The following is a 14,375-nucleotide window of genomic DNA, read 5'->3' as shown; positions in this document are numbered from 1 at the left end:
AAAATACAAATATTTAAACAAGATATTGTTTAAATTAGGGCAAAAAAAAAGACAGCAATTTTGCTGTCTTTTTTTGTTATCTTTTTGATAGGATTACCTTAGGCTAATGGCAATGCCTAAATTAGCAGTATTGTATTCTTGCAAAGTATAACTTCCAAATATTTTGAAGAAACCTAAACTTAACCTCGTACCAATAGTTGTTCTAAAGCTTCCTGCGTTAAATTTTGAGTTTATAGGGTCTGAAATTGTTCTAGAAAGCGGACCATAATTTAAAGTATAATCTCCTAACATTTTAAGTGTAGAGTTTCCTGATCCGTAACCAATTCCACCATATAAATTTATGATTGGGAAGTTTAACGATGCGATAGCTTGCACTGTATAAGAATTTAATTTAAATTCTGCCATCCCATTTTCAACAGAAACATCAGTATCACCTTTTATGTCATATTCTACATTCATAGTTGTGTAGGCTGCCAGTAAAGAAACATGTAAAGGGGTTTTGCCTATTGGGCCGAACCAATCTGTTATTTCTTTTTTTAAACCTATACCTAATAATTTTCCTTTTACATCGTCCGAACCAACTTCTGGAACTAAACGCAAACTTATTTCAAATTTTGCAGGCAAGCCTAAGCTTAGTTGAACCGCGGGAGCAGGCACTGCGCTTAAAGGTAGACTTTCTTTTATTCCTCCAGGAGCATTAAAGGTTGTGCTAAATGTTTGGCCGCCCTCTGTGAAATTAATGGTTGTGGACGGTGTATTGTCTTCTGATCCAGCTACAGTTGCAGCAGTAATGTTCTTTCCAGTGGCTTGATTTATGGAAGTTAAACCTGTCAACGTAAACATTTCATCTTCTTCAGGCACTAAAGAAGCATTTAATCCAATTGAAAGATCAAATCCAAACGGTTTATGAACTTTTGCTGTATGATACCAACCATTATTCATGCTGTAAATCAAACCTTTCATTGCCGGGTTTATATACGCATTAATTAATGTACTCCGGTCATTTTTGTCTGCTAGAAGGTATCCTTCAAAACCTTCTTGCGCTTTGGTGTTCAAAGTGAAAGCGAATAGGGTTAAAAAAAATAAAGTTAGGTTTTTCATAATAAAATTTTTTAGTTCATAAAGTCGGAAGGTACAAATAAATTCACAAATTTATTTGTACCGCCGAACTCATTAATTCTAAAGTATTTTAGCGTTTTTAAATTTTGGTCTCTAGTAATTAGACGTTATACGTCTATTTTAGCATATTTTGCGTTTTTTTCAATAAACTCTCTTCGTGGTGGAACTTCGTCCCCCATAAGCATTGAAAAGACTCTGTCAGCCTCTGTGGGGCTATCAATAACCACTTGACGTAGAGTTCTGAATTCTGGATTCATTGTGGTGTCCCACAGTTGATCCGCATTCATTTCTCCCAAACCTTTATAGCGCTGTATGTTTACAGTGCCGCCCATTTGCTGTGCAATGAAATCGCGTTGATCGTCATCCCATGCGTATTCTCTTTTTTGTCCTTTTTTAACCAAATACAAAGGAGGTGTTGCAATATAAATGTAACCTTGCTCTACCATTTCTCTCATATATCTAAAGAAGAACGTCAATATCAAGGTTGCAATATGCGAACCGTCAACATCGGCATCACACATAATTACTACTTTGTGATATCTTACTTTACTTAGGTTTAGTGCTCTTGGGTCTTCTTCTGTACCTATAGAGACACCGAGTGCCGTAAACATGTTTTTGATTTCTTCATTTTCAAAAACTTTATGTTGCATTGCTTTTTCAACATTTAATATTTTTCCACGAAGTGGTAAAATTGCTTGAAAGTTTCGATCTCTACCCTGTTTTGCTGTTCCCCCTGCAGAATCTCCTTCTACTAAGAAAATTTCACATTGGGCAGGATCCGTTTCTGAACAATCTGATAGTTTTCCAGGCAAACCTCCAATAGACATTACTGTTTTACGCTGCACCATTTCTCTAGCTTTACGCGCTGCGTGTCTCGCTGTAGCTGCTAGAATAACTTTTTGAACAATTATTTTGGCATCATTCGGATTTTCCTCTAAATAGTTGGTTAACATTTCTGAGACAGACTGCGATACCGCTGCCGAAACTTCTCTGTTTCCTAATTTTGTTTTTGTTTGTCCTTCAAACTGGGGTTCTGCAACTTTTACCGAAATAATAGCGGTAAGTCCCTCACGGAAATCGTCACCAGCAATTTCGAATTTTACATTTTTCAATAAACCAGATTCGTCAGCATATTTTTTTAAAGTCCCTGTCAATCCGCGTCTAAAGCCAGATAAATGGGTTCCTCCTTCATGCGTATTAATATTATTTACATACGAATGCAAGTTTTCGGCATAAGAGGTGTTGTAGACCATCGCAACTTCAACGGGAATCCCATTTTTCTCACCTTCCATAGAAATTATTTTGGAAGTCAGTTGCTCGCGGGTAGAGTCTAAATATTTAATAAATTCTGGAAGCCCTTCGTCACTGTAGAAAACCTCAGAAATAAAATTTCCTTCATCGTCTGTGCTGCGCTTATCAGTTAGGGTAATTGTAATGCCTTTATTTAAATAGGACAGTTCACGCATACGAGTGGCAAGCGTATCGTAATTAAATTCTGTCGTTTGTTTAAAAATAGATTTGTCAGGTAAAAAAGTAACAATAGTTCCAGTAAAATCACTTTCGCCAATTGTTTTTACTGGATATAAAGCTTTTCCTTTTGAATATTCTTGTTGCCAAACCTTTCCTTCTTTGTGAATGGTTGCCGTTAAAAGGTCTGAAAGTGCATTTACACAACTAACACCAACCCCGTGTAAACCTCCAGAAACTTTGTACGAATCTTTGTCAAATTTACCACCAGCACCAATTTTAGTCATGACAACTTGCAACGCAGAAACACCTTCTTTTTCGTGAATTCCTACAGGAATTCCACGACCATTGTCTCGCGTTGTTACGGAGTTATCCTCATTAATGGTTACATCAATGGTGTCACAATAACCGCCCATGGCCTCATCAATGGAATTGTCGACAACTTCGTAAACTAAATGGTGCAAACCTCGTGGTCCAACGTCTCCAATATACATCGAAGGGCGCATTCGCACATGTTCCATTCCTTCTAATGCTTGAATACTTGAAGCATCATAACTATATGTTTTTTTTTCTTCGCTCATGATAAAAGTTAAATTATGTCTTTGCGGTCTGTATTTAGCAGTAAAAAATCAGGATGTATTCTTTAAATTTAAGCTTCCATGACTTTGTTCACAATGACGATTTTCTCTGCCCAAATCTACTGTATTAAAAAGAGTTTTAAAAGCTTTTAAGTGGTTTTACTTAAAAATTATTAACATTTGTTAATTGTGTAACTGTCTCTTAAAACGCTTAATAAGGCTTTTAATTCCAGTTTTTTGTTTTTTAGCACGACACTGTTTTAAATAAATAAACAAAACCTCTTATACGAGTTGTTTTGTTCATTTGGTTCTAAAGTGAATGGCTCAATTTAATCTTTTTTTAGTTGGTTTGTAGCGAGAAAATATGCAAGTTTAAACGATTAGTCAAGTTTACGAAAAAGGAGTTAAGAGTTCCAAAATATAAAAGTATGCGAAGGAAGATCTTCAGGATCAACGCTTGCTTTAAAATGAAGAATACAAACTTGTTTCTAACTATATTTTGAGAACAAATTGCACATAACTTCAATAATGCATTTGCCTTAAATAGTGGTTTAATTACGCTTAAGCGATTGTTAATTTGGATTTTAAAAATCATGTCATCGTTTACTTTAAAATCTTTATTCGAGGTTTCAGTTTCTATGCTATATTTGTCAGAACTTAAGACAACTCCTTTTTCTTTGAAGATACTTTCACCGTTGAGTATTGATGTAATCTTAAAAATTCCTTCTGACTCGGTTTCTAGTATTGAATGACTTACGAGTATACTGTCTTTGCTGAACACTCAAAGGTTAGTGATTTTACAACAGGCTAATTTGCCAGTCTTTGCACTTTTGTAAGAATCATATTATTTTTAATTATCATGTTATTACAATTACAACCGGGTAATAAAATGATTAAGAGTCCCTATAATGTATTAAAACTTTTTTAGCTAGCGAAGTGTCAGACGTCATGAGAACTAGCATTGCGTATTTTTTTATTTTCAGAAATACCCAGTGTAAAAAAATAATTTTACATCTATTTTAACTTACAAATTATAGGACAGACTATAATCACTACTCAAAGAATATTTTTTTTGAAAGAGTCGTAATTTTTAGAGGTTCCTTGTCAGATATCGCTTCAAAACAAGGTCGGTTTCACTTGTTTCTGCATAGAATGAAAGAATACAGGTAACCATTTTTAAATAGAAGTTTCTGAAACCTTCTAAAAAGGGATCTACTTTTAATCTCGATTTTATTATATCTGTAATTAAGTATCCATATTTTGTCAATACTGTAAAGACCGTTTAAAATCATGGAAAAGAAGTATTTGTAAGGGTTGTTCTACATAAATTTGTTGTATAATTGCATTCATGAGCATTAATAACAACAATCGTAATTTCAATAATCCTATGCTATAGGACAGGAGGTTATTGTTTAGAAATATATAAAGCCTTCCAAATCGGAAGGCTTTTTTTTTAATTTAAAATAAAAGACATGAGTAAAATAATGACTGTAGACGTTTTGTCTAGTATTAAGGGAGCACGTCCATCAGAATCAGTGAGTACATTGTTTGATGTAATTAAAAATGCAAATCAGAATAATAATTCCTTGAATGCAGTCAATAATAATAGCGTGTCTTTAGATGATTTAAGAGCAGATATTGTCTTCGAGAGTGCGGCTTTAGAGAAAGAAATTATCAGAGCGAATTTTCCAAGAGAAAAAAACGGGTTTTTAGTAGTTGCTAAAGTGATAGAAGATTAATATGGAATCAAAGATAAAAAGGATACACCAACAATTGCTGTCCAAAGAATTTACGTGTGTTAGTTTGGTACAAGGGAAGCTGGACTTGCTTCAGGAGAACACGCACAACACTGTAAATTCATTGCTAATTGAAACAGCCTTGGGACTTGCAGCAAAAGTAGATATTAAAATTGAAAATGGTGAGGATATAGGATTGTTAGAAGGGATTCCTTTTGGTATTAAAGATGTGTTTATGTTGCAGGGTACTTTGGCAACGGCAAGTTCAGATTTGTTAAAGAGTTACAAATCCTCTTACACGGCAACGGCAATTCAGAAATTATTAGATGCTGGTGCAATTCCGCTAGTCAAGGAAAATTGTGATTCGTTTGGCCATGGCTCCTCTTCTGAAAACACCATTTTTGGTGCTGTAAAAAATGCAATCAATACAGAACTAGTGAGTGGAGGTTCGAGTGGGGGCTCTGCGGTAAATGTAGCAAAAGAGTTTACGATTTTCTCTATCGGTGGAGATACCGGAGGTTCTATTCGGCAGCCAGCAGGCTTTAATGAGGTATTCGGATTCAAGCCAACATATGGCAAAATTTCTCGTTACGGATTAATGGCTTATGCATCTTCTACAGATTGTGTTGGACCCATTGCAAACTCTATTGAAGATCTTCGAATTGTTCTCAATATAATGAGTGGAAAAGATGTTAGAGATCAAACTACTTATGGTTCCGAAGAAATTTCTGAAGAGGCAATCGACTATAAAACTTCTTCAGTAAAAACAGTGGGTTATTTTAAAAACTTTATTGAAGCTGATGCGATTACAGATGAAATAAAAGAAGCTTTTTTAGCAACTTTAGAAAAGATAAAAGCGAGCGGTATTGCAATAAAAGCATTGGACTTTTTTGATGCAGATATTTTAGTTTCTACATACTACACACTAGCGATGGCAGAAACTGCGTCTAACCTTTCTCGCCTAGACGGAACAAATTACGGTGCAAGAATTGAAGGAGAAAATCTAAAAGACACTTATTCCATTACGCGATCAGAAAAATTTTCTGAAGAAACAAAAAGAAGAATTGTAGGTGGAAATCAGGTTTTGTCTCAAGGTTTTTCGGACGCTATTTATCTAAAAGCACAACATATAAGAGGACAAATATCCGCACAGTTTAGCAAGGATTTTACAGAAGTAGACCTCATTTTATCTCCAGTGACTCCCGGAGCTCCTCCAAAAATTGGCGAGAGTCTAAAGAACCCGTTGGCAATGTATTTGTCAGATGCCTATACTGTTGGTTTTAGTTTAGGTGGTTTACCAACGCTTACGATTCCGAAAGGAACAGCTACAGGTTTACAGATTACAGCAGACAAGAAAAAAGATGCAGCAGTTTTGCAATTCGCTAATTTCCTTAACGATATTTTATAATGGAACAAGTGCAAATACAAGAGGCTTTGAAGGCTCACGGTTTAGAATTGATTATTGGTTTAGAGACACATGTTCGTTTAAACACCAAGAGCAAGTTATTTTGCTCCTGCCCGAATGAAGAAATAGCTATTCCCAATCACCATATTTGTTCAGTTTGTACGGGGCAAATGGGGGTACTACCAGCCATCAATAAAGAGGCAATAATTAAAGCTATTTATTTTGGAAAAGCAGTAAACTCCTCCTTTTCAAATGACGTAATCTCGTGGGATCGAAAACATTATGAGTATCCAGACAATCCTAAAAATATACAAATCACACAATTTCACAATCCGGTAATTCCAGATGGAGAAGTTTCTTGTTATCGAAATGATGGTTCTCAATTTACGGTCACATTAACGCAAACCCACATTGAAGAAGATGCGGCAAAACTAATGCACGAGAAAAAAGTTTCTTTGGTCGATTTTAATAAAGCTGGAGTTCCGCTTATTGAAATTGTTACAGATCCCTGTATTCGAAATATTGAAGACGCTTCAACGTATGCGCAGTACATTCAGAGAATTGTTCAGAATCTAGGGATTTCAGAAGCAAATTTAGAAAAAGGAGAGTTCAAATCAGATGTTTCTGTTTCTCTGAGGAAAATTGGGGAAACCGGATTAAATCCAAGAACAGAAATTAAAAACCTAAACTCTTTTAAGTTTATGGTAGATGCTCTAAAAGAGGAAATCGAAAAGCAAATAAATTATTTTAAAACCCATAGCGAGTTTAGACCAGAACAAACCACGGTTTTATGGGATGCAGATTTAAAGCAGACTAAAACGATGCGAACAAAAGAGTTTGAGGCGGATTATCGTTTTATATCTGAGCCAGACTTGCCATTTGTGAACATTAAAGAAGTGGTTGCAGGAATTAAAATTGATATAAGTGCTCTGCCGTATGCTGTAGAAACGGTTCTTATTAACGGGAAGGTTTTACCACAAGATGCGAAGTTCTTTACGGCGGATGCGCTTCGATCTAAGACTTTTATGGCGCTGAATAATGTGCTTCAAGATCCGTCATTTGTTGCCAAAACATTGGTAAATAATATGGAGGTAGATGCGTATAAAAAGATAGGACATGTTGAGCATCTTCTTGAAATTTTTCAATTACTGAAAGCCGATCAAATAACAGCTGTATTGGCTCAAAACGCAATTGCGACATATGTTGAAAACAATAGCTTCGATTATAAAAAATATTTCGAAGAAAACACGATTTCTCACGAAAAAATTAGCTTAACAATTGCACAAGTTCTGCAAGAAAATGAAGAGATTTCAAATGAAATCAAAGCAGGGAACGAAGGAAAAGCGGGAATTTTAGTTGGGAAAGTAATTGGTAGTATTGGCAAGGGAGCTTCTGGGAAAGTAATACGTGCAGGAATTTTGGAGCAATTGTCTAGAAAAGAGGGGATCACCAAGAACCAAGACGCACAAAACCAAGGGTTGAAAGCGATTGGCGATCAGACACTGGCAAACAGCGAAGAAATAACTGTAAGTAGCGAACCGCGAACCGCTATTATCATAAAAGAAGAATATAGAACACATACGGTTTCTCAGCTCTCCGAAGCCTCTATTAATCAAAAGGTAACGCTCTCGGGTTGGGTTTCCAGTGTACGAGATCACGGTGAATTGATATTTATTGATTTAAGAGATTCGAGTACTCAGATTTTTCAAGTTCGCTTAAGTCGAGAAACGTTTCCTAATTTAGACGAGCTGGTGAAGTTAAAACCAGAATCCGTCATTTCTGTCACAGGGATTGTACTTCAACGAAATGAAGATGATTATAATGCAGGTTTGAGAACAGGGAAATTAGAACTCGAAACTACAGATTTAGAAATCTTAAATCTTTCTAAAACCTTGCCTTTTGAAATTAAGAGGGCCTTTAAAAGCAATGAGAAAGTCCGTTTTGAATATAAATTTCTAGACCACCGAAATGATGAAGTTCGACGCGCAATTGTAAACAGACATAAAGTAATTAAGTTGCTGCGTGATCTTTTAGATGAAGAAGAGTTTTTAGAAATAGAAACGCCTATTTTAACTGCGGGAACAGATGAGGGTGCAAGAGAGTTTATTGTGCCAACAAGAAAACAGGTAGGTTCTTTTTATACGCTGCCTCAGGCGCCACAGCAGTTCAAGCAAATGCTCATGGTAGGTGGTTTTGAAAAATATTTTCAAATTGCACGTTGTTTTAGAGACGAAGACTCGCGTGGAGATCGACAGCCAGAATTTACGCAGTTGGATTTAGAGATGGCTTTTGTGAGTATGCAACAGATTATCGATTTAAACACAAGGTTGTTTAATGAAGTAGTTCGAAAAATTTATGGTAAAAAGTGGGTTTTATATCCTTTTGAGGTCATTACGTATAAAAATGCAATGGACAAGTATGGTTGTGACCGACCCGATTTACGGTATGGTTTGCAAATGCAAGACATTACTTCGATTGTCAAAGAGACTAGTTTTCAAGTTTTTAGTAAGCCAATTGCCGACGGGGGAATTGTAAAATGTATTAAAGTTTCTGCCAAGGAACAAGGAGGTAAAAGAATGTCTAAAGGACAAATTGAAAGCTTGACCACGATTGCGCAACAAAATGGCTTAGGGGGACTGGCTTATATTATTGTAAATGAGCATGATTTACAATCGCCTATTATTAAATTTTTAGGAGAGGAAATCGCTAAAAATATTATACAATTTACTGCAGCTAAAGTGGGGGATATTGTATTTTTCTCTGCGGCGGATTATGCAACGGCAAACAAAGCACTAGACGCCGTTCGTCAAGAGATGGGACGTGTGTTGAACCTTGTAAACCCAAAAGAGTTAAGACCTGCTTGGGTGATCGACTTTCCAATGTTTGAAAAGACAGACGAAGGAAGATGGACGTTCACACACAATCCTTTTTCGATGCCAGCTATTTATGATTTAGAGAAGCACATGAATGTCAAAGGGGATGAAATAGGAACCATTATTGCGCAGCAGTACGATTTAATTTTAAATGGATATGAAATTGGTGGAGGTTCTGTGCGTGCGCACAAATCAGAAATTTTAGAAGCTACCTATAGAAATATGGGATATACCCATGAAGAAATGATGAAAAGTGTGGGAACCATGCACAAAGCATTTCAATATGGTGCGCCGCCGCATGGGGGCATCGCTTGGGGTATTGATCGTTTAATGATGATTTTAGAGAAGAAAGCCTCAATAAGAGAGGTAATGGCCTTTCCTAAAACAGGTGCGTCAGAAGATTTGCTGTTCAATGCACCTTCTCCTTTATCTGATAAAAAGGTAGAAGAAATGAATGTTAGAATTATAAGAAAATAAAGAAGAGAATTTCGTCCTTAAACCTAGTAGGCAGTAATTTAAATTAAACAGAAGAAGTCCGCACGTCTCTTGTGAAATTTCAAATAACGCTAGAATTTAGATAAGAAATTTTTGGGATGTTTGTCAATTTGTAAAATTTTGTTAAAACGGATAAAATAATTTAGAAAGGTTGTTTAATTTAAAAATCTACCCTACTTTTGTACTCGACATGAAAAATAATACAAACAAAACTTGGTGGTGGAACTCTCTTAATTCATAAGTGAGATGAATCCTATATGTTTATAACATAATAAAAAAAGGCTTATCTCACGATAAGCCTTTTTTTATTATTAAAGTTCCGGAACGAAATGAAAAAAATACAGTTTAAAACAATTTATAAGACAAAAATAGCAGATACCATAACTCCTGTAGGATTGTATTTGCGTTTTAGAGACGCTTTTGCAAACACGCTTTTATTAGAGAGTTCTGACTATCACAGTAAAGAAGAAAGTTTTTCTTATATCGCAATAGAGCCTGTGCTTACCATGAAGGTTGATGATGCACAATATACAGTTTTTCACAAAGGAACAGAGATTGATGCGCAACCGGTAGATAAGAACTTTTATCAATTATTTGATAAGTTCACCAACTCAATCGCTTTAGACTGTCCACCAGAATTAAAATCGTACAACGGATTGTATGGATATTCAACCTTTGATGCCGTTCAATATTTTGAAAACATCCAATTTACAAATAAAAAAGCACCTTCTGCAATTCCAGAAATGCAGTACAGTTTGTATCGGTTCATCATTGCGATCAATCACTTTAATGATGAAATGACCCTGATAGAGAATATAGAGGAGGGTAGCGAATCGCGCATAAAAGAAGTACAAACCATCATAGATGCGCAGGCATTTAACACACAGAAATTCGAGACGGTCGGCAAGGAGACTTCGAATGTAACAGGAGAAGAGTTTAAAGAATACGTAAGAAAAGCAAAATCGCATTGTAAAAGAGGAGACGTTTTTCAATTGGTGCTTTCGCGTCAATTTCAGCAAAAATTTAAAGGGGATGAGTTCAATGTGTATCGTGCATTGCGTTCCATAAATCCGTCACCTTACTTGTTTTATTTTGATTATGGAAGTTTCAAATTAATGGGATCTTCACCAGAAGCACAAATTAAAATATCTGGAGGGAAAGCAACCATTAATCCAATTGCAGGAACCTTTCGAAGAACTGGCGATAATGCAGAAGATATTAAATTAGGGAAAAAACTTTCTGAAGATAAAAAAGAGACTGCAGAACACGTGATGTTGGTAGATTTGGCTCGAAACGATTTAAGTAAGCATGCAGATAACGTTATGGTTGAGGTGTTTAAAGAAGTACAGTATTTTAGCCATGTAATTCATTTGGTTTCTACGGTAAGGGGGAAAATTAAAGGCAATCCAATTGAAATTGTTGGAGATACTTTTCCTGCTGGAACCTTGAGCGGTGCACCAAAGTATAAGGCAATGGAGCTGATTAATACTTATGAAAATCAAACACGCGGCTTCTACGGAGGTGCCTTAGGTATTATTGGTTTGGATGGTTCTATAAATCTAGCAATTGCCATTCGTTCATTTGTCAGTAAAAATAATGTATTGTATTCTCAGGCGGGTGCAGGAATTGTGATTCATTCAGACGAGGCAAATGAATTGCAGGAAGTAAATAATAAGTTAGCGGCATTAAAGAAAGCCTTGATTTTAGCAGAGGATATTTAGGATTGTGATCAAGGCGTTTTAACGGGCTTTCTTCGATATCTTTTTTAATCGTTCACGATAGGAGTTTGTAGAAAAGGAAATTTATTCGAATTGACACTAAAAAAAGATGCCCTTGCGGTTCCTGGCGTAAAAGTACATGTTAAATAGTTCCGAGTTGTTTTTGCAACAGAAGAATCTTTTTAAAAAGAATAGCTTACCAAAGCAAATGACAAAATTTGCTCTGTAATGACAATTAAAGAAAAATATGAAAATATTAATTTTAGACAATTACGATTCGTTTACGTACAATTTGGTGCACATGGTAGAAAAAATTACTGGAAATTTTCCAGCGGTTTTTAGAAACGATGAAATAACTATCGAAGAAGTGGGGAATTATGACGTGATTATGCTCTCTCCAGGACCTGGAATTCCAGACGAAGCTGGCATTTTAAAGGAGGTGATAAGGACGTACGCAGGAAGTAAACCAATTTTTGGAGTGTGTTTAGGCTTGCAAGCAATTACAGAGGTTTTTGGAGGAACTATTATCAATTTAGAAAATGTGTTTCACGGTGTAGCCACTGCGATGAGAGTAACCGATGCAAACGCAATTATTTTTAAAGGGGTTCCAGAAACATTTTTAGCGGCAAGATATCACTCTTGGGCAGCAACAGACATGGGGTTTCCAGAAGAAATACAAGTAACAGCAAGAGATGAAGATGGTTTAATCCAAGCAATACAACACAAGGTTTTTCCAATTTCAGCGGTTCAATTTCATCCAGAATCTATTCTGACAGATGTGGGAGAACAGTTATTGAGAAACTTTATAAATAGCGTTAAAAAGTAATAATATAGGGAGGTCACAAAGTTTTGAAATAACTTTGCATTGTTTCTATTTCCCCTAAAATTTTTAGAATTTAATTCAAATGAAAGCAATTTTAGATAAATTATACAACCACGAAAGATTGTCTAAGTCTGAAGCAACACAAGTATTAAAAGACATTGCTGCAGAGAAATACAATGATGCTCATTTGGCTTCATTTATGACTGTTTTTATGATGCGTCCGATTACAGCAGAGGAGCTTTCTGGTTTTAGAGATGCTTTAAAAGAACTTGCAATAAAGGTAGACTTTTCTGATTACAATACTATTGATATTGTTGGAACGGGAGGCGATGGGAAAAATACTTTTAATATTTCAACTTTGACTTCTTTTATTGTAGCGGGTACCGGACAGAAAGTTGCAAAACATGGTAATTATTCAGTTTCTTCGCAGTCGGGTTCTTCTGATATGTTGGAAAGTTTTGGATATCATTTTTCAAATGATGAAAGTATTCTTAGAGCGCATTTAGAAGAAACAAATATTTGTTTTTTGCATGCTCCAAAATTTCATCCAGCGATGAAAGCTGTGAGCTCTGCTAGGAAAGCATTGGCATTAAAAACGTTTTTTAACATGCTAGGACCCCTGGTAAATCCGAGTTCTCCGCAAAATCATATGCTTGGAACGTTTAATCTTGAAACTGCGCGTTTGTACAATTATATTCTACAAGCTGAAGACACAAATTATGGCATCATTCATTCGTTAGATGGGTATGATGAAATATCGCTAACAAGTGGATTTAAGTTCTTTACTAAAAATGGTGAACAGGTTATTAATCCAGAAGATTTAGGTCAAAAAAGAATACAGCAATCAGCTATTTTTGGAGGCAACTCTGTAGCCGAAGCTGCTAAAATTTTTAAGATAATCATTGATGGAAAAGGGACTGACGCTCAAAATAATGTGGTTTTAACAAACGCAGCATTTGCCCTTACAATTGTAAACGAAACGAAGTCTTTTGAAACTGCATTTGAACAAGCGAAAGCCTCTCTTTTTGGATTGAAAGCGAAACAGACTTTAGAAAAGTTAGTGCAAATTTAAGATGGTAAAAAAGAAAAGTAATTTAATATCAATCATTCCCGCATTTCTATTAATGGGAATAGCCGTTGGTATTCAAACAAAAAGCATCATTGTAAATGCTGCTATCGGATTGATTGTTGGAATTGTAATTTACTTTTTTCTAAGTTATAGGAACAAAAGGTTTAATAAGAATAGATAGAAAAGGCTGCGATATAATTTTTTCAGAAAAAAAATCGAAAATCGCCAAACTGACACATGTGTTTGCCTCTCAGTAATTTGAGGAGTATGAATAAAATTACATCGGGATAATATTATATAAATATGACAATACTAGAAAAAATAATCGCTTTTAAAAAAACAGAGATTGCTAAGATAAAAGCAGAAGTTTCTGTTAAAAAATTAGTCGAAAGCCCCAACTTTGGAAGAACTGTTTTTTCCTTAAAAAAATCACTTTTAGAAGTAGGTTCTTCTGGAATTATTGCAGAATTTAAAAGACAATCACCTTCAAAGGGGATTATCAACGACACGTCAACGATTGCAGATGTCACCAACGGATTTTTAAATGCCAATGTTGCCGCACAATCAATTCTAACAGATACTTCTTTTTTCGGTGGTAGCATGGCCGATTTGATGGAAGCAAGAGTTATCAATCAACAGAAGCCTATCTTAAGAAAAGATTTTATAGTAGACGGTTTTCAAATAATAGAGGCAAAAGCAATTGGTGCAGACGTTATTTTACTAATCGCTTCTTGTTTGACAGCCGTAGAATTAAAAAATTACGGACAGTTGGCGGTTGATTTAGGCTTGGAAGTTTTGTATGAGATACACACGCAGGAGGACTTAGATAAAATCAGTGATTTGGATAATAAGATCATTGGCATTAACAATCGAAATTTAAACACATTTGAAGTGGATCTAGAGAATTCTATAAGGCTAGCAGATCAAATTCCTGAGACTTGTGTCAAAATTTCTGAAAGTGGTATTTCTGATCCTAAAATCATTACGGGTTTAAAAGAGTTTGGTTTTCAAGGGTTTTTAATTGGAGAAAGTTTTATGAAAACAGAAAATCCAGGGGAAGCCTGTCAAGAATTTATCAGTCAATTGAAGTAA

10 protein-coding genes are annotated in these 14,375 nt (G+C 35.4%); 8 read left to right on the top strand and 2 right to left on the bottom strand.

What is annotated here, in order from left to right:
• Nucleotides 1-93: 93 nt before the first annotated feature.
• Complete coding sequence (locus PI23P_RS00950; protein WP_004568820.1) at nt 94-1,101, bottom strand: DUF6588 family protein; 1,008 nt, start codon at nt 1,099-1,101, stop codon at nt 94-96.
• A 125-nt stretch (nt 1,102-1,226) separates the two neighbouring features.
• Entirely contained in the window at nt 1,227-3,167 is a 1,941-nt protein-coding gene (gene gyrB / locus PI23P_RS00945) for a DNA topoisomerase (ATP-hydrolyzing) subunit B (protein ID WP_004568819.1), read from the bottom strand.
• Nucleotides 3,168-4,636: 1,469 nt separating this feature from the next.
• Here gyrB and PI23P_RS00935 point away from each other — a divergent pair.
• From PI23P_RS00935 to trpC, 8 genes are all read left to right on the top strand, one after another.
• Nucleotides 4,637-4,903, top strand: coding sequence for a hypothetical protein (locus PI23P_RS00935; protein WP_026288478.1), 267 nt, complete (start codon nt 4,637-4,639; stop codon nt 4,901-4,903).
• A gap of 1 nt (nt 4,904) precedes the next feature.
• Nucleotides 4,905-6,308, top strand: a complete 1,404-nt coding sequence (locus tag PI23P_RS00930) for an amidase family protein (RefSeq protein WP_004568817.1) — start codon at nt 4,905-4,907, stop codon at nt 6,306-6,308.
• Complete coding sequence (gene gatB/aspS / locus PI23P_RS00925) at nt 6,308-9,655, top strand: bifunctional amidotransferase subunit GatB/aspartate--tRNA ligase AspS (protein WP_004568816.1); 3,348 nt, start codon at nt 6,308-6,310, stop codon at nt 9,653-9,655. Before PI23P_RS00930 ends, gatB/aspS begins: the two co-directional genes overlap by 1 nt.
• 347 nt (nt 9,656-10,002) lie before the next feature.
• Nucleotides 10,003-11,394 carry an anthranilate synthase component I gene (locus tag PI23P_RS00920; RefSeq protein ID WP_004568815.1) on the top strand — a complete coding sequence of 464 codons (1,392 nt, stop codon included), beginning with the start codon at nt 10,003-10,005 and terminating at the stop codon, nt 11,392-11,394.
• 244 nt (nt 11,395-11,638) lie between these two features.
• Complete coding sequence (locus PI23P_RS00915; protein WP_004568814.1) at nt 11,639-12,217, top strand: anthranilate synthase component II; 579 nt, start codon at nt 11,639-11,641, stop codon at nt 12,215-12,217.
• A 79-nt stretch (nt 12,218-12,296) separates the two neighbouring features.
• Nucleotides 12,297-13,286, top strand: a complete 990-nt coding sequence (trpD, locus tag PI23P_RS00910) for an anthranilate phosphoribosyltransferase (protein WP_004568813.1) — start codon at nt 12,297-12,299, stop codon at nt 13,284-13,286.
• A 1-nt stretch (nt 13,287) separates the two neighbouring features.
• Nucleotides 13,288-13,464, top strand: coding sequence for a hypothetical protein (locus tag PI23P_RS12625; protein WP_004568812.1), 177 nt, complete (start codon nt 13,288-13,290; stop codon nt 13,462-13,464).
• A 122-nt stretch (nt 13,465-13,586) separates the two neighbouring features.
• Entirely contained in the window at nt 13,587-14,375 is a 789-nt protein-coding gene (trpC, locus tag PI23P_RS00905; protein WP_004568810.1) for an indole-3-glycerol phosphate synthase TrpC, read from the top strand.

The sequence above is a fragment of the Polaribacter irgensii 23-P genome, assembly GCF_000153225.1.
In the GTDB taxonomy this organism is placed as follows: Bacteria; Bacteroidota; Bacteroidia; order Flavobacteriales; family Flavobacteriaceae; genus Polaribacter; species Polaribacter irgensii.
Note: the sequence above shows the minus strand (reverse complement) of the source record. Positions and strands in the feature narration are given on the sequence as shown.

What these genes read in the sequence shown, in the direction of transcription:
- PI23P_RS00950 (WP_004568820.1), bottom strand. Translation starts at nt 1,101, where the DNA reads ATGAAAAACCTAACTTTATTTTTTTTAACCCTATTCGCTTTCACTTTG.
- gyrB (WP_004568819.1), bottom strand. Translation starts at nt 3,167, where the DNA reads ATGAGCGAAGAAAAAAAAACATATAGTTATGATGCTTCAAGTATTCAA.
- PI23P_RS00935 (WP_026288478.1), top strand. Translation starts at nt 4,637, where the DNA reads ATGAGTAAAATAATGACTGTAGACGTTTTGTCTAGTATTAAGGGAGCA.
- PI23P_RS00930 (WP_004568817.1), top strand. Translation starts at nt 4,905, where the DNA reads ATGGAATCAAAGATAAAAAGGATACACCAACAATTGCTGTCCAAAGAA.
- gatB/aspS (WP_004568816.1), top strand. Translation starts at nt 6,308, where the DNA reads ATGGAACAAGTGCAAATACAAGAGGCTTTGAAGGCTCACGGTTTAGAA.
- PI23P_RS00920 (WP_004568815.1), top strand. Translation starts at nt 10,003, where the DNA reads ATGAAAAAAATACAGTTTAAAACAATTTATAAGACAAAAATAGCAGAT.
- PI23P_RS00915 (WP_004568814.1), top strand. Translation starts at nt 11,639, where the DNA reads ATGAAAATATTAATTTTAGACAATTACGATTCGTTTACGTACAATTTG.
- trpD (WP_004568813.1), top strand. Translation starts at nt 12,297, where the DNA reads ATGAAAGCAATTTTAGATAAATTATACAACCACGAAAGATTGTCTAAG.
- PI23P_RS12625 (WP_004568812.1), top strand. Translation starts at nt 13,288, where the DNA reads ATGGTAAAAAAGAAAAGTAATTTAATATCAATCATTCCCGCATTTCTA.
- trpC (WP_004568810.1), top strand. Translation starts at nt 13,587, where the DNA reads ATGACAATACTAGAAAAAATAATCGCTTTTAAAAAAACAGAGATTGCT.